20 protein-coding genes are annotated in these 21172 nt (G+C 37.9%); 9 read left to right on the forward strand and 11 right to left on the reverse strand.

Features of this window, described 5'->3' with window-relative positions; all coding sequences use genetic code 11:
* Positions 1 to 94 precede the first annotated feature (94 nt).
* A complete protein-coding gene (locus PR761_RS00005) occupies positions 95 to 1462 on the forward strand; it encodes an FKBP-type peptidyl-prolyl cis-trans isomerase (RefSeq protein ID WP_272519324.1) in 1368 nt (455 codons plus the stop codon).
* 137 nt (positions 1463 to 1599) lie between these two features.
* Here PR761_RS00005 and PR761_RS00010 read toward each other — a convergent pair whose 3' ends face one another.
* The 3 genes from PR761_RS00010 to PR761_RS00020 all read right to left on the reverse strand — a co-directional run bounded on the left by PR761_RS00010 (position 1600) and on the right by PR761_RS00020 (position 3850).
* Positions 1600 to 2421 (reverse strand): helix-turn-helix transcriptional regulator, encoded by an 822-nt coding sequence (locus tag PR761_RS00010; RefSeq protein ID WP_039855427.1) that lies wholly within the window; start codon positions 2419 to 2421, stop codon positions 1600 to 1602.
* Between the two features lie 726 nt (positions 2422 to 3147).
* Positions 3148 to 3498 carry a nitrous oxide-stimulated promoter family protein gene (locus tag PR761_RS00015; protein ID WP_006814942.1) on the reverse strand — a complete coding sequence of 117 codons (351 nt, stop codon included), beginning with the start codon at positions 3496 to 3498 and terminating at the stop codon, positions 3148 to 3150.
* A 139-nt stretch (positions 3499 to 3637) separates the two neighbouring features.
* Entirely contained in the window at positions 3638 to 3850 is a 213-nt protein-coding gene (locus PR761_RS00020) for a DUF465 domain-containing protein (RefSeq protein ID WP_006814941.1), read from the reverse strand.
* A gap of 266 nt (positions 3851 to 4116) precedes the next feature.
* Here PR761_RS00020 and eco point away from each other — a divergent pair, with 266 nt between their 5' ends.
* Positions 4117 to 4593, forward strand: coding sequence for a serine protease inhibitor ecotin (gene eco / locus PR761_RS00025; RefSeq protein ID WP_039855120.1), 477 nt, complete (start codon positions 4117 to 4119; stop codon positions 4591 to 4593).
* 74 nt (positions 4594 to 4667) lie between these two features.
* On the opposite strand, the gene PR761_RS00030 is transcribed toward eco, so the two are convergent.
* A complete protein-coding gene (locus tag PR761_RS00030; RefSeq protein ID WP_006814939.1) occupies positions 4668 to 5105 on the reverse strand; it encodes a universal stress protein in 438 nt (145 codons plus the stop codon).
* A gap of 361 nt (positions 5106 to 5466) precedes the next feature.
* Here PR761_RS00030 and PR761_RS00035 point away from each other — a divergent pair, with 361 nt between their 5' ends.
* From PR761_RS00035 to PR761_RS00055, 5 genes are all read left to right on the forward strand, one after another.
* Positions 5467 to 6396, forward strand: coding sequence for a cation diffusion facilitator family transporter (locus PR761_RS00035; protein ID WP_006814938.1), 930 nt, complete (start codon positions 5467 to 5469; stop codon positions 6394 to 6396).
* 212 nt (positions 6397 to 6608) lie between these two features.
* On the forward strand, positions 6609 to 7631 hold the full coding sequence (locus PR761_RS00040) for a galactose-1-epimerase (protein ID WP_006814937.1): 1023 nt from the start codon (positions 6609 to 6611) through the stop codon (positions 7629 to 7631).
* Positions 7632 to 7702: 71 nt separating this feature from the next.
* The gene (dbpA, locus tag PR761_RS00045; protein WP_272519325.1) at positions 7703 to 9076 is read left to right on the forward strand and encodes an ATP-dependent RNA helicase DbpA; all 1374 of its coding nucleotides are present in this window, start codon (positions 7703 to 7705) and stop codon (positions 9074 to 9076) included.
* A gap of 318 nt (positions 9077 to 9394) precedes the next feature.
* Positions 9395 to 9751, forward strand: a complete 357-nt coding sequence (locus PR761_RS00050; RefSeq protein ID WP_230083542.1) for a type II toxin-antitoxin system RelE/ParE family toxin — start codon at positions 9395 to 9397, stop codon at positions 9749 to 9751.
* A complete protein-coding gene (locus PR761_RS00055) occupies positions 9751 to 9921 on the forward strand; it encodes a hypothetical protein (protein ID WP_154610645.1) in 171 nt (56 codons plus the stop codon). The genes PR761_RS00050 and PR761_RS00055 overlap by 1 nt, the downstream gene beginning before the upstream one ends.
* Before the next feature lie 53 nt (positions 9922 to 9974).
* On the opposite strand, the gene PR761_RS00060 is transcribed toward PR761_RS00055, so the two are convergent.
* From PR761_RS00060 to prpB, 3 genes are all read right to left on the reverse strand, one after another.
* Positions 9975 to 11429 (reverse strand): bifunctional 2-methylcitrate dehydratase/aconitate hydratase, encoded by a 1455-nt coding sequence (locus PR761_RS00060; protein ID WP_154610644.1) that lies wholly within the window; start codon positions 11427 to 11429, stop codon positions 9975 to 9977.
* An 11-nt stretch (positions 11430 to 11440) separates the two neighbouring features.
* Entirely contained in the window at positions 11441 to 12607 is a 1167-nt protein-coding gene (prpC, locus tag PR761_RS00065; protein ID WP_006814932.1) for a bifunctional 2-methylcitrate synthase/citrate synthase, read from the reverse strand.
* Between the two features lie 63 nt (positions 12608 to 12670).
* The gene (gene prpB, locus PR761_RS00070; RefSeq protein ID WP_112837200.1) at positions 12671 to 13561 is read right to left on the reverse strand and encodes a methylisocitrate lyase; all 891 of its coding nucleotides are present in this window, start codon (positions 13559 to 13561) and stop codon (positions 12671 to 12673) included.
* 257 nt (positions 13562 to 13818) lie between these two features.
* On the opposite strand from prpB, the gene prpR reads away from it, so the two are divergent.
* Positions 13819 to 15411, forward strand: coding sequence for a propionate catabolism operon regulatory protein PrpR (prpR, locus tag PR761_RS00075; RefSeq protein WP_154610643.1), 1593 nt, complete (start codon positions 13819 to 13821; stop codon positions 15409 to 15411).
* 630 nt (positions 15412 to 16041) lie between these two features.
* Positions 16042 to 17184: an MFS transporter gene (locus PR761_RS00080; protein WP_154610649.1), complete on the forward strand. Its 1143-nt coding sequence runs from the start codon at positions 16042 to 16044 to the stop codon at positions 17182 to 17184.
* 52 nt (positions 17185 to 17236) lie between these two features.
* On the opposite strand, the gene PR761_RS00085 is transcribed toward PR761_RS00080, so the two are convergent.
* The 4 genes from PR761_RS00085 to PR761_RS00100 form a co-directional block, all read right to left on the reverse strand.
* Positions 17237 to 18178 (reverse strand): ATP-grasp fold amidoligase family protein, encoded by a 942-nt coding sequence (locus PR761_RS00085; protein WP_006814928.1) that lies wholly within the window; start codon positions 18176 to 18178, stop codon positions 17237 to 17239.
* Between the two features lie 386 nt (positions 18179 to 18564).
* Complete coding sequence (locus PR761_RS00090) at positions 18565 to 19344, reverse strand: heme ABC transporter ATP-binding protein (RefSeq protein WP_006814927.1); 780 nt, start codon at positions 19342 to 19344, stop codon at positions 18565 to 18567.
* Positions 19345 to 19348: 4 nt separating this feature from the next.
* Positions 19349 to 20350, reverse strand: a complete 1002-nt coding sequence (locus PR761_RS00095) for a FecCD family ABC transporter permease (protein WP_006814926.1) — start codon at positions 20348 to 20350, stop codon at positions 19349 to 19351.
* Complete coding sequence (locus PR761_RS00100; protein ID WP_154610642.1) at positions 20347 to 21168, reverse strand: heme/hemin ABC transporter substrate-binding protein; 822 nt, start codon at positions 21166 to 21168, stop codon at positions 20347 to 20349. Before PR761_RS00100 ends, PR761_RS00095 begins: the two co-directional genes overlap by 4 nt.
* Positions 21169 to 21172 lie beyond the last annotated feature (4 nt).

The following is a 21172-nucleotide window of genomic DNA, read 5'->3' on the forward strand; positions in this document are numbered from 1 at the left end:
GGAAACCGATTTAACCGCGGCTCAGAAGCAATTGGCGGACGCGAAGGCACAGTTACAGGCACAACAAACGCAAGCCGAGCAAAAATTGGCGTCATTGGGTGAATCCAGCGACAAACAAGTTAAAACATTGACGGATAAAAACCAGCAATTAGCGTTACAACTCGCTAGTCAGGTTGCTCAATTATCGGAAAAAAGTAACTTAGAGACTGAATTAGCTATTGCTAAAAAACAGCAAGTAGAGCAGAAAAATAATCAAGAAAGGCTCACTAAACAGTTAACTGATAGCCAAAACCAGCAAGATTTATTGCAAACGCAATTAGCGGCGAATGAGAAAAGTTATATAGATACTCAATCTCAATTGAAGCAAGCGAATTCTCAAGTACAAAAATTACAAAAAGACTTGGAAAAACAAACGGCATTGGTTGGGAAAGCTAGTGATAAGCAAATTAAAGATTTAACGAGTGACCTAAGTAAGCAAATTTCTTTATTGGAACAAAGAGAAGCTGAATTAGCTAAACTTGGTGCAGATAAGCAGGGTATTCAGGACGCTTTAACTGCTCAGTTATCAGATAAGAAAAAACTCGAATCTCAAAATTCGAAGTTAGTTGCGCAAGCTAAAGATCAAGAAAAACAAATATCTCAACTTGAGACTGATCTTGCTAATCGTAATAAACAACAATCAGATATTGAACAGAGATTATTAGACGCAAATAAACAGCTTAATGAATTAAAGCTAGAAGCACAAAAATTTACGGCTGAAAATACAGGTAAACAGAATCAAGAATTAGATAAGCTTAAAAAGCAGCTGGATGACAAGGTGTTAGCCGATACTAAGGTTCAGAAAGAACTAACAAAGGCAAAAGAAAGTTTGAAGAAAGCTGAAGATGAATTAGTTTCATTAAAATCATTCTCTACCGATGATGGGCTTAAATCTCAGATTAGAGATTTAAATCAGCGAGTTATGCAGTTAAGGAAGGAAAATGACTCGCTCAAATCGGCTCAGACACATCAGGCACAGTCATCAGGTAAAACGCCAAGCATCATTAAGATCCCTGCGAAAGATACAAATTCGGTTGCTCAAGAGAATGCAAAACGTAATCAAAAAATAATACAGGACATTAACCAGCAGAAATACAGTAAATTGGATAGTCATACTTATTATAAAGTCTTACAAAAAGGTGCACCGATTTCTAATGTAGCAGATAAACAAATCACAATTATCATGCGAGAGCAGTTGACGGATGGTAAGGTGACTGTCATGCATACAGAACAAAATCCAATGGTTTTAGCTTATAATCAGTTACCACCGCCATTAAATATGTTTGTTGATAAAATTGGTGTTGGCGGTATGGTGAAAGTTTATATTGAACCTGAAGGTGGTTATGGGGTTGATGGTGTTCCTGGCACAATTCCACCAAACTCAATGTCCATAATTGATTTTAAAGTTATAAGCGCAAAATAATTATTTTACGTATGAAAAGAAGGGCTTGCCTAATCAGTAAGCTCTTTTTTATTTTTGAAAAAATAAAATTTTACCTTTCTGCCAGTGTAGTTAAAACTCTAACTCTATACTGACAGGGTATATTGACTATAGAATGGCTAAGATATTTTTCGTACCCGACTAGGCGTATAACCGAAACGTTTGTGATAGCTTTGAGTAAAATAAGATTGACTGGAAAATCCCGCTTCCATAGAGACTTCCACAATACTCATTGATGTATTAATTAATAATTGATGGGCATACATAATCCGTTTTTCACTGATCCAAGAACGTGGTGAAGTCGCATAAACGGTATGAAATAACTCTTTAAATGTGGTCAACCCCATACCAAATGTTTTAGCAAATTCATTTAATTTCCATTCCTTTAAATAATTGTTTTCCATAAAAGTCTGAAGCCGCTCAGCTTGGCGATTACTTAATTGGCGTAAGTTTGATAACAGTGTTGCACCTTGCTCACTATAAGATAAAAGAAGCAATAATTCGTTGATTCTGAGTTTTAGTATCATCTCAGGAAACTGAGATTGAATAAATGAATCCAAGCTATCTCTTATCTGTTCTATAAATGTATTACTAGTAAATTTAATAATGTCGTTTGAAGTATTATCTGAGCGTTCAATCTCACTGAGTTGTTCTCCATAGAGAGATAAATACTCACGTAAAAATTTATCATCTAACGCTATCCATAAAAATTCACCATCAGTATTAGAGTCTTCACTCTGAAAAGAGTAGGAGCCTTGTTTATGATATAGAATATCTCCTTGATGCAAAGTTGTCTTTGCCGCAGGAGTTTCTAATAAGACTGAGCCTTTTTCAATGATGATAAGACCTTTTGTGGTCAGGTCGAGTATCGCATGAGGATTGCTTTTATCGATACGTACCTTTTTTATCACTTGTTGGCCGAGTTTGATATTGTTGTTCATATTAGTACCTTTATTAATATCAATTCCAAAAGTAACCATCGAAATCAAATGTCAGCATTTGCAATTTTATTGATATAAAAAATCATGATTACTCTAGTAATTGAAATTATATAAAAGGTTACGTTTTTGTCATATTGTAAATTTAAATGTTAATAAATATTTCAAAACATGGTTTTTCCGATCTGTTTTCGTAATTAAATCGGAAAATGCGATCTTTTCTTTTGGCGTTTTATTTTATAATTCCGATAATTATTAATAATTCAGATTAATAATCTGTTTAAATTGATTTATTTGGTATTTTATAATTATTGTTTTTTGGCGTTTATTTACTATTTTTTTACCCGATAAAGATAATGTATCTTTTTTAGCTTATTATAATCAATTATTGCTATATAAATCATTGTCATTACATTCGTTAAATATAGTATATATAAGCATAACTAATGAGTCATTAAATTAGTTTCATGATTAATTAATTTAATGATTCGGTTCGATTAATTATATTAATTGAAAATGGGCTTTTTTAGGCTATTTATGAGATTTAAATCTCATTATCGACTTTGTTTGGCTATTGGAATATCGAATCGTGATACTTAAAACATGGATTTTAGTAATTAGTTATTTAAGGTTACTATTTTTTATATAAGCGTCACTTTAGGTTTTTTCAAAAAAATCAAAATTAGAGTCTAACAACGCTCTATATTTATGGATGATAAAAGCAAATTTTTATTTATTAGATGATTGCCGAGATTTATTGGGTAATTCAGGAACCGGCTTTCTATCGTCGAGAAGGTGACGAATAGCGAGAATAGGGTGGTGATAAAGCATTTTAGGACCAGCCCAGCGCATGATTAGTTTCATCTCATTACGCATTTTAGGTTGGTAGCAATGAATCGGGCATTGTTTACATGCGGGTTTTGATTCACCATAACGACACTTTTCTAGGCGATTAATAGCATACTTGAAAATTTTTTGATAATACTCTGGATCTTCCTCTGGGGCAGGATGAGATTTTTGGTAGATTTGTATCATTTTATCAATCGTTTTAATTTCACGACTTATTCGCTTTCCCGCCATAACTACCCCGAATCAGTTATCTAAAACATACATTTAATATATATGTTTTAATCTTAAATTGGTAGGGTTAATGATTGACAAGAATGGCATAAGGGCTCTTATGCCATTAGGTCAGTGCGAGCAACAATGTGTGAATTACTTATCGAGTTGTTTGCATTATTCTTTGCATTTCATCTTTTAGATGCAGTTTTTCTTTTTTAAGTTTAGCGACTTGTTCGTTATAGCCTGCACCAGAAGGCCCTTCAAGTTTACTAATTTCTTTATCAAGCTGATGGTGCTTTTCATAAAGGGACTGAAAGCGGGGATGAGTTGCGATTAATTGTGAAACTAAATCTTGATCTGCAGATAACATACTACCTCCTCAGAATGTATTAAGCCTCACTTTCAGTATAATCGCTGATTGTTTTATGTACATTATGAAAAAAGGAAATTTACATAATTTTTATTAATTTTATGATCCCTATACTAAAATTAAGTATGATTACAGGGGTGATATCGAATTATCTATATTTTTGTAATTAAGAATCATCTATAGTGATTAAGCTGGTTAATCTAACTTATTATGTAATTAAACATGGGTTTTAATGCGGATTTATTTTTTAAAATAGGAATTTTATGATGAAAAAGGCGATTTTATCTGTAATGGCTGCGGTAGCTGTCTCATCTTGTGCAGTTGCGACTGAGGATTTAGGAAAGATCGCGCCGTATCCAAAAGCTGAATCTGGTATGACTCGTCATGTTATTGATCTGAAAGCTCAGCAAAATGAATACAACTATATGGTTGAGTTAGTGATCGGTAAAACAATGAAGGCAGATTGTAACCGCCAATGGTTCATGGGTGACCTAGAAGAAAAAACATTAGAGGGTTGGGGATATAGCTATTATAAATTAGATGATGTGAAAGGTCCTGCATCAACGATGATGGGCTGTTCCGAGCCGGCAAAAGATCGCTTTATTAGTACCCAGTTAGGTGATGATGCTTTTGTTCGTTATAACAGTAAGCTACCTATTGTGGTTTATGCGCCATCTGATATGGAAGTAAAATATAAAATTTGGTCTACTGATGAAAAATTAATGGATTCAGTTAAGAAATAGCGGGGAGAATGCCGCAGCTCCGATTCATATGGGGTGCGGCATTTTCATATAAAAAATAATCTAAAAACTCAGTTTTATCGAACTACAAAGACAGAAGTTTTAGCGTGACGGACAATTGCGGATGCTGTTGAACCTAATAAATAGGTAGATGTACTTGGGTGATGTGAGCCAACAACAATTAAATCTGCATTAATCTCTTCTGCATAATCCAGAATCTCATCTTTTGCTGAACCAATGCTAATTTTGCAGTTAATCTGTTTGTCTGCGATTTTGATATCCTTGAGTACTTCCTCAAGAGCTTTCATGGCTAATGCTGCGCGCTCTGCTGAGTTTTTATGGCTTTCAGGCAATATGGCAACCTCAATACCAAAAAACAGTTCTACACTGGGTAGCACAGATAGAAAATGAATTTCAGGTGTTCCAAGTTTAGCCAAGCTTTCTACATGGCTGATGATTTTTTCATTTAAATCATCCTCTAACAAATCAATAGGAACCAATATTTTTTTATACATAGCTACCTCTTTATATGTTATTTAAATTTTATTGTATAGTTATAATCTCGTGGATCATGTGTTATTTATCTATTCCTGATAATTAACGTTTGAATTTATCTATAACTAACAGAGATAAATATATTATAAATTATATAGCTAGTAAAAAACTGATACTCAGTTAGCATATTACCAATAGATCTATTTTATTCTAGACATGAAAGATAAAGAATAATCATTATCAATCAATGAAATCAATTATTTACAATTTATATTGAGACATTTAACAAATAATATGAGAATATTTTAAATTCAATTAAGTCATTGAAAATAAATAATATTTAAATGATAATTATTTTGTTTTTCATTAAGAGCATTTTTTATGCATAAACATAAAACCCCAAATAGTGGGGAAAGCGATTTAGAGTTATTACAAAATAAATTCAATGCGGCTAAAAAAAGTACACTCGTTAGTGTTGCCGTTAATTCACTTTTGTCTATTTGGCAGATTATTGTTGGCATATTCTCTCATTCATCGGGTTTAATTGCTGATGGTATTCATACGTTATCTGATTTGGTTGCAGACTTTGTTGTTCTTATTGCGAATAAAAAGAGTCATAAAAAACCTGATGCAGACCATCCTTATGGCCACTTTCGTTATGAGAATGGTGCTTCCCTTATCTTAGGAATCATTTTGTTGATTGTTGGTGTTGGTATGGGATGGTCAGCAGTTGATAAAATGTTGCATCCTGAATTGATACCTGAAGTTCATACGGCTGCGTTAGTTGCTGCATTAACGGCATTGGTCGCTAAGGAAGGGCTGTTCCGTTATATGTTGCATGTAGCAAATAAAGTCAATTCAAGCATGTTAGTCGCAAATGCTTGGCATGCTCGTTCTGATGCAGCCTCTTCATTAGTGGTTGCTATTGGTATTGTCGGGAGTTTATGTGGAATTCGTATTTTAGATCCCATTGCCGCTTTAATTGTAGGGACATTTGTTTTTCGTATGGGGTATAAATTTACCTATCAATCCATGCAAGATTTAATGGATAAAGGAGCCGATGAAGAAACCCTAGAACAGATTAGTAATGTGATTAGAAGTGTAAAAGAAATAAAAGGATTCCATGATTTAAAAACGCGTAAATCGGGTGATTTTTTATTAGTCGATGTCCATTTAGAATTAGATGCTCAGATGACAATCCTTGAAGGGCATGATATAGCAGTAAATGTTCGTAAACAGCTGATGAAAAACCCGCAAATACTTGATGTAATGACCCATTTAGATCCTTACGATGAGTATTGCTTGCATTAATTCTTAACTCCAAGACGACTGACTTTATAAAAAGCTGATTACAGAAATGTTATCAGCTTTTTTATTTTATCATTTTATATTTGAGGTTATCTTTTTGTAAAGATGGAAATTGTGAGGAGTGTAATTATAGTGTTAATTATAAATTCGTTTTATTATTGTGAACTTATATAACGCTAAGCTAAAAATCCATTGAATAAGGGTTATTCAGAAAAATGCAGTTTACCAAGCAACAACGTCACACACTGAGAACACCCAAAGTGGTCGCACTCACGAATAAAGATGGAATGAAAATTATTTTGAGCAGTCTTGGCGCAAGTTGGGTAAGTTGTATTTTGCCGCTAGATACTGGTAAACGAGATGTCATTTTAGGGGCGCCAAATATGGCGACTCAAATGGAACAACGTGTCTATTTTGGGGCAACGATTGGACGTGTGGCAAATGGTTTTCGAAATCCTACTTTCAATTTTGAATGTGAAACTTATCCTGCGGCTAATAGCCAGGAAATACATAGCTTATCTACCAGCACTGATAGTTTTAGTTATCGAGTATGGGCTATCTCGCAACCAGATCAACAGCAAGTTGTATTCACATTAGTTTCCCCTGATGGTGACCAAGGTTTTCCTGGAGAGTTAAAAATTGAAGTGCATTATCAATTAACGGATGACAACCAAGTTATCATTAGTTACCGATATCAATCTACTCATGATTGTCCGGTAAATTTAACGAACCATACTTATTTTAATTTAGCAGGCGAGAGTTCAACGCGTACTGCATTAGAGCATGATTTACAAATTTTAGGTTCACATTTTTTACCACTAGATGAAAACGGAGTCCCGACGGGAGAGCTGAAAGATGTTACCGATACTCACTTTGATTTTCGGCAGGGAAAACGTATAGGGCGTGATTTTTTACTGGATGAAGACCAAACAGTTATGGGAGGTTACGATCATACTATTGTTTTGGATAACACTATGGATGAGCCAAAAATAGCCGCATCATTAGGTGCACCAGATGGCGATGTCAGAGTCAATATTATAAGTACTTTGCCAGCGGTACATCTCTATTCAGGGAATAAACTAATTTCTGTTTTGGGTAAAAATAAAACGCATACACCATATTCAGGTGTTGTATTAACGACCCAATATCCGTTTGATAATATGGAACAGACAAATAGCGGTATTGCACACGCCAATCAAATTTATACTAACCAAACTCGCTATCAATTTATTTTCTAGTATCATATGTGGGGATGTTGGAAAACATCTCCCTCCATTTGCCTATTTTTAATTTATTCGGAATGTTAACTGTGACTTCATTTGCTGAACTGAATGCGCTTCCTTCGGAGCAACTCTCTAATCTTAATGAATTGGGATTCTTAACGATGACACCAATTCAAGAAGCGGCTTTACCCGCGATCCTTGCCGGTCAGGATGTCCGCGCACAAGCTAAAACGGGAAGCGGTAAAACGGCAGCGTTTGGTTTAGGTTTACTGCAACATATTGATGCGAAAAATTTTAATACCCAATCACTAGTATTATGCCCAACAAGAGAACTTGCGGATCAAGTTGCTAATGAATTACGTCGTTTAGCACGTTATATTCCCAATTTGAAAATATTAACCTTATGTGGTGGCGTACCATTTAGTGTCCAGCGAGATTCATTAGCCCATGCTGCTCATGTCATTGTGGCAACACCTGGACGTTTACTCGACCATTTGCATAAAGAAACAGTAAATTTGGATCATCTGCAAACGTTAGTTTTAGATGAGGCTGACCGTATGTTGGATATGGGGTTTTCTGATGAGATCGATGCCATTATTTCTTTTGCTCCTCATCAGCGTCAAACATTATTATTTTCAGCAACATGGCCTGAAAGTATTGCTGATATTAGTCAGCGTATTCAGAACAATCCTCAGACTATCGAAATTAACTCAGTTAATGAATTACCGGATGTTGAACAGCAATTTTATGAAGTTGCTCGCCATGACAAAATTGAATTACTGCAAAAATTATTGAGCCGTGACCAACCTGCATCTTGCGTTATATTCTGTAATACCAAGAAAGATTGCCAAGCCGTCTTTGATGCGCTGAACGACAGCAAGCAAAGTGTATTAGTACTGCATGGTGATATGGATCAACGTGACCGAGACCAAACTCTAGTTCGTTTTGCTAATGGGAGTAGTCGGGTTTTGGTTGCTACGGATGTTGCCTCTCGTGGCCTAGATATCAAAGCGTTAGAAATGGTGATTAACTTTGAATTATCTTGGGATCCTGAAGTTCACGTACATCGTATTGGGCGAACAGCTCGCGCGGGTCAAAGTGGTTTAGCTATTAGTTTATGTTCTCCGGAAGAAGCTCAGAGAGCAAATGCACTGGAAGAAATGCTCAACATGAAGCTGAATTGGTTACCAGAGCCAACTGGATTACGTATTACGCCTTTAGAAGCGGATATGGTCACTCTATGTTTAGATGGTGGTAAAAAAGCAAAAATTCGACCTGGTGATATCCTTGGCGCATTAACAGGGGATGTTGGTTTACAAGGTGACGACATTGGCAAGATTACTATTCACCCAATACATGCTTATGTTGCAATTAAAAAATCTGTTGCTAATCAAGCGTGGAAACACCTACAACAGGGTAAAATCAAAGGTAAATCGGTACGAGCTAGATTATTAAAATAGTTATAACGGCCTATTCTATCTTAGCCCTAGCTCGATTGAACTAGGGCTTTTTTATATGTTAAACATGAAAAATCATAAATAATATTTAATTATTATCATGGCTGACTATTTTTCAATTCTTATGCTCATCATTTTCCTGCGAAGCGCTTCCCATAAAAAGCAATCAAACTCATTTTTTATTTAATCCATTTAATATTTCCGTTATAACGCTTGCTGTATCTGAATTTAAAAGGTTTGTTTGATTTTTATATCATATAAATAATTGTTTTTTTTATAACCAATAGGTTACGGGTTTATTCAAATATTAGGAGATATATTTTGTTGACATGGACGATAAAAACAAGGATTTTATTCGACGATTGGTTAGAAATTCAAAACTATAGTGTGCGAAAGAAAATCTTAGCGAGATTAATTATTCTTGCTGAGTTTGGACCTTACTTAGGCCGTCCTTACGTTGATAGGCTAAAGCGCTCTAAGTTTATGCATATGAAAGAATTAAGGATTCCAGTAGGTAGGGAGCCCATTAGAGCATGTTTTGCATTTGATTCTAAGCATTGTGGAATTGTATTGTGTGCGGATAGTAAAAAAGGGTGGGATGAAAAGTTGTTTTATAACAATTTGATTAAACGAGCGGATGCTGAATATGCATCTCATCTTGTGAAACCGGAGGAATAATGGGAACGTTAGAGAAATTATTAGCCAACTGCTCACCAAAAATGCGTCAAGAAATTGATGAGGAAGTTATCGAGTTACGCCGTGATATTGAGTCATCAAAAGTGCTGAGTGGAAAGTTAATTGCCCCGCCAGAAGATGAACCAACTTCAGGGGCTACAGTGAGTTTATAGTTTTGGCAGGGAGGGCAAACAAAGTTTACCTCCCTTAGCTTTTTACTTATCAATCAGATAACAAATAAGTCTAAATATTCATTAACTGCCATGTCTTCAAGCAGAGGTTTGTCTAATGAAGCGCTCAGAATACGTAACTGCTGGGTTTCAGGAAATTGTCTCGCTAAATTAGTTCTAAATTTTTTCAGTAATAAGGGCATACCTTCCTGACGACGGCGTTGATGCCCTACAGGATATTCAATAACAATTTCGTCTAGGACTTGACCGTCTTTTAATTTCACCGTTAATCCATTGGCAATAGAGCGCTTATCGGGATCATGGTAATCCTGAGTGAAATGAGGGGCTTCATGGCAATACATTTTGGCTCGTAAAGTATCAACTCGGCTATCTTGAGCGATATTATCTTCATAGTCAGAAGCAGTAAGGCGCCCAAAAATAAGTGGAATTGCTACCATATATTGAATGCAATGGTCACGATCAGCTGGGTTATGTAGAGTGCCTTGTTTGTCAATGATCCGTATACAAGCTTCGTGAGTTCGGATATTAATTGATTCAATATCGTCAGCTGTTTTACCCATTTGTTGTAACTGGTTATACAGTTGTAGAGCGGCTTCGACCGCAGTTTGTGCATGGAATTCTGCTGGGAATGAAATCTTAAATAGCACATTTTCCATGACATAAGAACCGTATGGTCTCTGGAACTTAAAGGCTTGCCCTCGAAATAGGGAGTCATAGAAACCCCATGTATTGGCGGTTAGGGCAGTGGGATATCCCATTTCCCCTTTCTGAGCCATGAGCGCTAATCTTACTGCACGAGAAGTAGCATCACCCGCAGCCCAAGATTTACGGGAACCTGTATTTGGTGTGTGGCGATAGGTTCGCAAACTATGACCATCAACCCATGCCAACGAAATGGCATTTAATATCTGCTCTCTGTTTAATCCTAGCATTTGAGCAACAACCGCTGTGGATGCGACTTTAACCAGAATAACATGGTCCAATCCGACTTTATTAAAGGCATTTTCTAACGCAATACAACCTTGTATTTCATGGGCTTTAATCATGGCGGTGAGTACATTGCGGATCACCAGTGGTTTTTTACCTTTACTAATATTTTCGCGAGATAACCAATCCGCAGTTGCTAGAATTCCGCCAAGGTTATCAGATGGATGCCCCCATTCTGCGGCAAGCCATGTATCGTTGAAATCTAACCAGCGGCACATCGTACCAATGTTGAATGCCCCTTGTACGGGATCTAATTGAAATTGAGTTCCCGGCACTTTAGTTCCATTAGGTACAATAGTACCTGGAATTAGAGGTCCAAGTAATTTTTTACATGCAGGGTATTCCAGAGACTCCATTCCACAGCCGAGGGTATCTAGCAAGCAATAGTAGGCTGTATCGTAGGCTAAATTGGAGGTAATAGGGAAATCGATAACATAGTCGACAATATCCGTCATAACTTTATCAAATTGAAGATGTAGCGAACGTTGGGTTTGTGTTGTCATTATTTTTACCTTTATTGGCGCTGCTCAATAGGAACAAAAAGTTTATTTTCTGGACCGGTATAGTTGGCGGATGGACGAATAATTTTATTGTCTTGGCGTTGCTCGATAATATGGGCCGACCAACCTGCAATACGAGCAATAGCAAATAGTGGGGTATACATAGCGGTTGGTACTCCCATCAAATGATAGGCAACAGCAGAAAACCAATCGAGATTCGGGAACATGTTTTTCTCCCGCCTCATGACTGATTCAATATGGTCAGCAATCGTGTATAAATGGCGATTCATACTCTGCTCTGACAGCTGTAGAGCGACTGATTTAATAATGGGGTGACGTGGATCTGCTAATGTGTAAACAGGGTGCCCAAATCCAATGATGACTTCAGAGTTTTTGACTCTAGCCACAATATCCTGCTCTGCATCCTCAATAGATGAATAACGTTGCTGGATCTCTAATGACACTTCATTTGCGCCACCATGCTTAGGTCCCCGAAGTGCCGCGATTGCCCCTGTGATCGCGGAATAAAAATCGGTACCTGTTCCGGCAATGACTCTTGCAGCAAACGTTGATGCATTAAATTCATGCTCTGCGTATAAAATCGATGCAATATGCATAAATTTTTCCCATTGAGCGGGAGGCTTTTTACCGTGTAGTAGATGTAGAAAGTGTGCGCCAATTGAATCATCATCTGTCATGGTTTCGATACGACGGCCATGATGACTAAAATGGTACCAATACAGAAGAATAGAACCGAGAGATGCAAGTAATCTATCCGCGATATCCTTTGCACCCATTAATGTATGGACATCTTTTTCTGGTAATACACACCCCATCATGGATACACCTGTGCGGATAACATCCATGGGATGAGTATTGGCAGGAATAGATTCTAAAGTTTGCTTAACATTAGTTGGTAAGCCTCTTAGTGGTTTTAATTTATTTTTATAAGCAATTAATTCAGTACGATTAGGAAGCTTATCGTGGATAAGTAGATAGGCAATTTCTTCATATTCACATTGAGTAGCTAAATCGTGTATATCATAGCCACGATAATGCAAGTCATTGCCATTTTTGCCTACGGTACACAGCGCCGTATTTCCTGCTGTAACACCAGACAGTGCCACTGATTTTTTCGGTTTAAACGTGGCGGATTCAGTATTCTTAAGTTGTTCATTCATCACGAATTCCTTGTAGGGGATAGAAGAGATTACAACTTGCTCTATAGGCTGTTTTTAAATGAATTAACGTTCCTTTTTTTGTGAAAATAAGGCATCAAGTTTTTGTTCATAGTGATAATAATTGATGCTTTTATACAGCTCTTCACGGGTTTGCATTAATGGCACCATACTTTTTTGAGTGCCTTCTTTGCGTAAAGTGGAGTACACCTGCTCAGCGGCTTTGTTCATCGCACGGAATGCTGATAGCGGATATAAGGCAATAGCTATCCCAACCTCACGCAACTCATCGAGAGTAAATAATGGCGTTTGGCCAAATTCGGTGAGGTTAGCGAGAACAGGGACTGGAGTATGGCGAGTAAATTGCTGATACATTCCTAGTTCGGTAATGGCTTCAGGAAATAACATATCGGCTCCTGCCTCAACATAGGCATTGGCACGTTCGAGAGCTGCATCGAGTCCTTCTACGGCAAGGGCATCAGTACGCGCCATAATGACAAAGTTTTCATCTGTTCTTGCATCCACTGCTGCTTTAATTCGGTCGACCATTTCTTGGGTAGAAACAATTTCTTTGTTAGGTCGATGACCGCAGCGTTTAGCACCTACCTGATCTTCTAGGTGTAGGCCAGCAGCGCCCGCCTTTAGCATTGATTTAACGGTACGGGCAACATTAAACGCAGAAGGACCAAAGCCTATATCTGCATCTACCATCAACGGCAAATCACAAACATCAGTGATTCGGCGAATATCTATTAATACATCGTCAAGGGTGGAGATCCCCAAATCAGGTATACCAAGTGAGCCTGCTGCAACGCCTCCACCGGAAAGGTAAATGGCTTTATAGCCAGCTTGTTTAGCGAGTAGGGCATGGTTTGCATTGATAGCACCGACTAATTGAAGTGGTGATTCATTCTTTACTGCATCTCGAAATTGTTGGCCTGCTGAAATGATAGACATAAAACCCCTTAATTTGTTAATCATTTGTAATTAAGTTTTTATAACTATAGTTAGATAGCAATTGACGTGCCAGACTGTCATAAATAGGAGAATTTAATGATAATTAATGAATATCAATAAGATGGCTAAAATATGTTTTTGTGATGTACAAGCGATTTTTTAATTAACATATTGGAATGTTTCATTGAAACGAAATAATGTTTCACTTAATGAAATTTGAAACGTTTGTGCACCATGAAATAGGATAGGGAGTTATTATGGAAAAACCGATTATTTGGACAGTGTCTGTTTCCCGTCTCTATACTTTATTTCGAGATATAAGCCCTGAATTTAGTGCTCAAGCAGAAATTACCCCCTTAAATATTGGTTTTGAGCATGCAGCAGAGGAGGTGCGTCGTCGTTTAAAGGATGGGCACTGTGATGCCATCATTAGCGCGGGATCTAACGGTGCTTACTTAAAAAGCCACGTTTCTGTGCCTGTAATTATTGTCAAAATTAGTGGCTTTGATGTGATGCAAGCATTAGCCAAAGCTCGAGAAATTAGCGATAAAGTTGGTATTGTTAACTATCAAAAAATCATCCCAGCCCTCAAGGAATTTCAAACCAATTTTGGCTTACATATTGAGCAGCGTAGCTATGTCACAGCAGAGGATGCTAGGGCACAATTAACCGCTCTAAAGGCAATGGGAATAACGGTTGTGGTTGGCGCTGGGTTAATTACGGATTTAGCTGAAGAGATGGGAATGACGGGGATTTTTATTTATTCCACGGAAACCATTAGACAAGCGTTTTCTGACGCTATTGAACTCAGTAGAATGTCTCACCGCCATACGGTTATTCAGGACCGTTATCAGCCAGTTAATCCTACCAAAGTTCGCCATAGCATTAATGATCTGATCGGTTTGTCTACCCCCATGGAGCGAGTTAGACAAACGATTATGCTATATGCTCGCTCGGATGCAACTGTGTTGATCCAAGGTGAAAGTGGCACGGGAAAAGAGATGGTTGCTCAAGCTATTCATCATGAATATAGCTTGTTTAACCAACATAAACGTAGCAAGCAACAAATGCCTTTTGTGGCCGTTAACTGCGGGGCAATTCCAGAAACATTGCTGGAAGCAGAGTTATTTGGTTATGAAGAAGGGGCATTTACGGGATCACTGCGTGGTGGTCGTGCTGGGCTATTTGAAATTGCTAATGGCGGAACGTTATTTTTGGATGAAATTGGTGAAATGCCAATGGTTTTACAAACTCGATTATTAAGAGTTCTAGAAGAACGTTCTGTGGTGCGAGTTGGTGGTTATCGACCTCTACAAGTGAATGTACGTGTGATTTGTGCCACTCATTGCGACTTAGATACCTGGGTCTCTGAAGGGCGTTTTCGTCGAGATTTATTTTATAGGCTAGGTGTGCTTCGTATGAAAGTGCCTGCATTAAATGAACGAGGAGATGATATTTTCATTTTAGCAGAACGATTACTCAAGCTGGCTTTTTCGGGATTGCAGTTACCTCTCCCGTCATTCCGAGTTCAGCAGCTCCTGAATTGTCGCGACTTTTTCTTATCATATCCATGGCCAGGCAATGTTCGTGAACTGCGTAATTTGATGGAGCGAGTAGCTCTCTATTGTAGTGCTTATGCAGACAAAAGCATTAACACAGAAATGCTGATAAGTTTGTCACCGGAGAGGGAAGTTAAAGAAACACTAAAAATGGAAAATATGCAGCAACTAGAACAGTCGAAGGAATCTCTGGAAGAGGTTATGAAAAAATTTAATGGTGACCGCAAGGCTGTAGCTGAGTATTTGGGGATTAGCCGGACTACATTGTGGCGACGGCTGTCTTCGTCCTAATTCATGTTCTAGCAGTGTTGGTGGCACTCATTAATCTGAGTTACGGCCTTGCTATAACTTGAGCTAGCGATAAGTAAGGCTGTAAGGTTGCTGTCTATTTTCTCAGTTAGAAAAATACATTATCACTATATAGGCGTAAAATTGGCATTGAGAATAATCAATGTTGAAATTAGTTATGGTCATAAACCAAAGGCTAATTAACAAAAATAATTTCAAATAAATTTTTTAAAAAAATAGATAAATATATTTTGAATAACAAGTTTGAAGTGATTAAATATATTTAAAAAGTTAATGTGAAAATTTTTCAATTAAATTACAACTAGTTGATTTATATCTGATTAATTATTTTTGTTTTGATTTTTTAGTGATTTTTACTGCATGAAAAAACGTGATTTTTCTCACATAAATAAATTTGCTAGTAAGCATTAGTTTTTCTCATTGTCATTCCCTAAATGAAAGTTCTATATTGCGCTCAAATTGACCTTACTTATTTATTATTATCACTGCACTAGTCGCCAAAATGTATTCTTAAACAAGGATGCATTTTTGCCGTCATCTACGATATAGCTGCAGCGCATACTATTTATTTCATTCGTTGGAGAGTGGGACGTGAAAGAGTCCACAGCTATGATGCGCAAAGGCGACAACACATTCGTACCTGTCGCGGGTTTAACCTTATTCGCGGTAGCCTCAGGTTACTTGATGAGTTTGATCCCATTATCGATGGGGAGCTTTAATATTGATACTCAATATGCGGGCTGGTTAGCGAGTGCCTACTATATAGGATTATTAATTGGTTCGATGCTGATTGAGCCTGTGATTGCGAGAGTGGGGCACCGTATCGCTTTTATTGGCTTTTTGCTAATGTTGGCAGCGACGGTTGTTTTATTACCATGGATGCCAACTATTGAAGCATGGCTACCAAACCGCTTAATCGCTGGTGTCGCTGTCGCAGGGATTTTTGTGGTTGTGGAATCTTGGTTGCTGATCGGTGATAACCCGAAAGCGCGAGCAAAGCGTCTTAGTTTTTATATGACGTCATTATATGGTGGAACTACACTCGGTCAGCTTGCCATTGGCTTTATCGGGACTCAAGGGGTATATCCATTTATTGTTGTCTTGGGTATGTTACTTCTTGCTGTTCTACCGCCGCTGCTGTTTCGTCAGGGACAACCCGCTAGTGGATTGCATCAAAAACTCTCATTGAAGCAAATTACCCGCTTAAGTAAGCCTGCGATTATTGGTTGTATGGTGTCAGGGATCGTGATGGGAACCATCTATGGATTGATGCCTTTATCACTTAAAAAAGATAATTTTTCGACTGACCAAGTTGGCGTTTTAATGGCATCAATTATCTTAGGTGGAATGTTAATTCAGCCAATAATTAGCAAATTATCGGTGGTGATGAGTAAAACATTGTTGCTAGCCATGGTGTCATTATTGGGTGTCTTTGCGATGGGGTTAATTTATATCTCTAGCGATTACATAGTAATGATTGTTGGGTTAGCTTTGTTGGGGATGTCGTCATTTGCCTTGTACCCAATAGCGATTACTTTAGCCTGCGATAAGTTAGATTCTTCTTTTATTGTTGCGGCGACTCAAGTGATGTTATTTAGTTATAGCATAGGCTCTGCAATGGGACCTGTTGTTGCAGGAGGTTTGCTATCCCAACATGGTGGTTTAGTAAACTTCTTCTTTATCGTTTTGCTGGTGACCGCAATTTATATGTTAATTGCGAGCTTACGCCGTAAAGCGAGTGTGCTGGTAAACTAGATAATATTAAGTTAAAAAACGCGCCACTTTTTCATAAGTAGCGCGTTTTTTATTACTTTTTCTTGTTGATAGTTGCAATAGCCAATTCAGCTTTAGCTAACTGTTGAATACGTTGCATGCTAACTTTTTGTTCCCATAGCTCACCAAGTTTGAAGTCCCAAGATAGTGGGCTTATGACTGTGCGTCCCGCATTTGGAGCGAAGGTTAATTCACTGAAATAAATTTTATTTTCAGCAAGTAAAAAATCTGCTCTACAATAATCAAAAGGCGTGACCAAAATTTGAGCTAATCGGAGCATTTCTTTAAACTGAGATGGTTCAGTTACTGGCTCTAGCATGTTAGGGTACCCGAAGTTCACTGGCTGTAGTTGCCAGTCAGTATCATAGATATTAATAAACTCAGTACCAGATTCGTCGGTATAATCTATTTCGGCATACATAGGCTTCCCTGAAAAACAATGTATTCGACACGTTTCTGGAATCAGTTTTCTGTTTCTTTGCTCAAAGATATCGATATATTCTTCGCAAATAATACGTGCTGGAATATTTTTATAATGACGTTCACGAGTAATGTAATAGAGATTCTTCATTAAATGGAACGACAATTTTTGCTTTGCTTCTTGTAAATTAAATTGCGATTTATCCGTACAGATAATACTGCTACCACTATCATGGGTACATTTAAGAACAAAGCGTGACGGCAACTGTTCGATTTTGATTTCATTCACATGATTATATGATGCCAAAATAGGAACGATATGTTCACTCCCTATCTTTTGGCTAACATATTCACGTACCGCTAGTTTATCAGCCAACTGGCTATATAACGGATTTTTATCATGGATCATGCGAAAATTAATTTTTTCATTAAAGCTTTTTGGTGCATCAAAGTTCGGGTAATATCCTAGTTTTTTCATGAACTTATTGGCCAAATAGCTTTTGTCACTGATGATCAATGTGCGTAGTTTTTTTAGAAAATATTCTGTTTTTTTCATAAACGGGCAACCATTCTTAATAAAATAAGATTATTTGTATTATTGTTTTTGAATTATATTTTTCGTTATTTAAATGGTAATTAAATAGCTGATAAAAACGACGTTAATAATCAGGTGGAAATTAAGAAAACCTTAATAAATTCAACTTAAATAAGCTCAAGTCACTATGATTTAATCAATTGATTATATTTAAAGGCGCACTTTACCTATTAAATAGATAATTTACTTAGTGATTATTTATGAAAAATTTGGAATGTAAATAAAACATATACAGAATGTATTTAATTTAATCGATAACACTTTCACAAAACATTCAACCTTAAGTTAAATGTTTCTTGTTTGATGTCATAATTGAGCCATCAGTAGAATACGATGGCTTATTTTTTTTAATGGCGTAAGTAAACATAAGGCACGGCGGTTTCTGGATGTTGCTGAACGCCTAAATCGGCTTGATACCAGCGGGTTAAATTGTCATTAGTTAGTACTTCCTGCGGTGTTCCCGATACAACCAATTTACCTTGATGAATCAAATATACTTTATCGGCATATAACGCTGTTAGATTTAGGTCGTGCAATACGCAGCAGACACCCAGTGGGCGTTCTCGGGTTAGTTGATGTAAAAGACGTAAACTGTGTTGTTGATGGTAGAGGTCGAGAGCTGAGGTGGGTTCATCTAGAAATAAACATGCGGGGGTAGGCTCTGGTTGCCAGAGTTGAGCTAATACACGCGCAAGCTGAACACGCTGTTGTTCCCCCCCAGACAATTGCCGGTAGTCTTGATGACGTAATTGAGTGCAGCTAGTTTGTTCTAGGGCGATTTCAATGGCTTGTTGTTTATGTTCTGAACCATAAGGAGTGCGTCCCATAGCGACAATATCTTCAACACTGAACGCAAATTGTAGATGGGTGTGTTGCTTCATTACTGCACGTTTTTTTGCTAATTGCTGATGCCCCCATTGAGACAATGAGAGACCTTCAATCTGGCATTCTCCATTAGTCGGTAAAGCATAGCCAGTTAGCAATTTTAATAGACTCGATTTACCAGCCCCATTTGGCCCAATAATAACGACCATCTGATGTTGTTGAATGGACAAGCTAATGTCATCAATCAAGACCTTATTATTAATATGATAACTGAGGTTACGAGCGTCAAGTAAGGGTATCATTAAGTTAGAATCTCCCAGCGGGCTGGCGCAGTATCAACCATAGAAAATAGGGACCGCCAATTAACCCCGTCAATAATCCAACGGGAATTTCGGCTGGCACAACGAGGGTGCGAGCTAGGGTATCAGCGATTAGCAGTAACGTGGCTCCAACAATGGCTGAGCCTGGAATTAACCAACGATGGTCGGGTCCTAAGGTCATTCGAATTAAGTGAGGAACGACCAAGCCAACAAAGCCGATCACGCCGCTCATCGCTACTGCACAGCCGATTAATAAAGCGCTAAGAAACAGAAGAATAAATTTGCTACGCTCGACATTCAATCCAAGATAATGGGCATCTTCATCGCCTAGCTGGAGAATATTTAAAGCATTACCTTGCCATAAACACACAAAGCAGGTAGGTAAAATAATGCTGGCTGCAATCGTTAATGAAGTCCAATCGACATTACCCAGTGAGCCCATCATCCACAGGCTAAACGTACGTAATTGTTGATCGTTACTGACGTAACTTAAAACGCCAATTAATGACATGCATAGCGCATTGATGGCAATTCCAGCTAATAATAATCGTGCTAAATTTCCATTTGAAATACGATTCAGACTAAAAATAATCAGGGAAACCGTTAAACTGCCGATAAAAGCGGCAGCTAAATGACCATAGCTTTGAAGGATCGTCGGTAAGGAAAACGACAAAACAATAAATGCTGCTACACATAATGCTGCGCCACTGCTGATCCCCAATAAGCTCGGGTCGGCAAGAGGGTTACGAAATAACCCTTGCATAATGGCTCCTGCAACCGCTAGTGCCAAACCTACCAATATTGCTAATAAAATGCGGGGTAGGCGAATAGTAACCCAAATTTGCCAGTCTGGGTCACTCATTGGGCTAAACCAGAGTGTTTTTAATGACAGATTGATAGCGCCTGCATTGGAGGCAATCAAAGTGGCTCCCCCAAGCAGAACTAATAGCATCAAAATGGCAGATAGAGGATGCTTAAAACGACTCATTGGCTTTTTTCCAGCGCCTCTCGAAGTTGTAGCATGACCTGTGGCGTTCCTAAACTAAAGCTAAGCATGCCTACATCGTCGACTACTAATAACGCTTTATTTTTACCTGCTGGTGTTAAGGTTAGGCCCGGTAATTTCCAAACATTTTCAATACCGTTTAATGATTTAACACCTTCTTCAGTGAGCACAATCAAATCTGGTTGAGAGGAAATCAATCCTTCTTGAGAAAGCGGGCGGTAGCTAGTGAAGTTGTCCATCGCATTTTGGGCGCCAACCGCTTTTATCATGCTATCAGCAGCGGTATTTTGTCCTGCAGCCATTGGTTGTACACCACCATGACTCATAATAAAGACGACTTTTTTGTTAATCGGTGTCGTTGAAATTTCAGCAACTGAGCGATTAAATTGCTCCACCAGTTGTTGACCTTGCCCTGATTTCTCTACTGCATCTGCAATTGTCATGATTTTTACTGGAATGGCTTCTAATGCTGGTTTCCCCGTGATCTTCACTACTTTTACACCACTTTTTTCAATCTGAGATAGTGCAATTGATGGCTGAGAAAGTTCACTCGCCAACAGCAATGTTGGACGTAGAGAAAGTACCCCTTCAGCATTCAAGGTACGCATATACCCAACATCGGGAAGTTGCGTTGCTTGAACAGGATGTAAACTGGTACTATCACGACCCACAAGCGAATCCTGTGCGCCAAGTTTATATACAATCTCAGTAACATCACCGCCGAGGGTGATAATACGTTCTGCGGCCTGAGCGGTCAGTGACGCCATAAGCGCCCCCAAAATTAGAAGCCATTGTTTCATGATC

This window comes from Providencia sp. PROV210, assembly GCF_028479445.1.
In the GTDB taxonomy this organism is placed as follows: domain Bacteria; phylum Pseudomonadota; class Gammaproteobacteria; order Enterobacterales; family Enterobacteriaceae; genus Providencia; species Providencia rustigianii.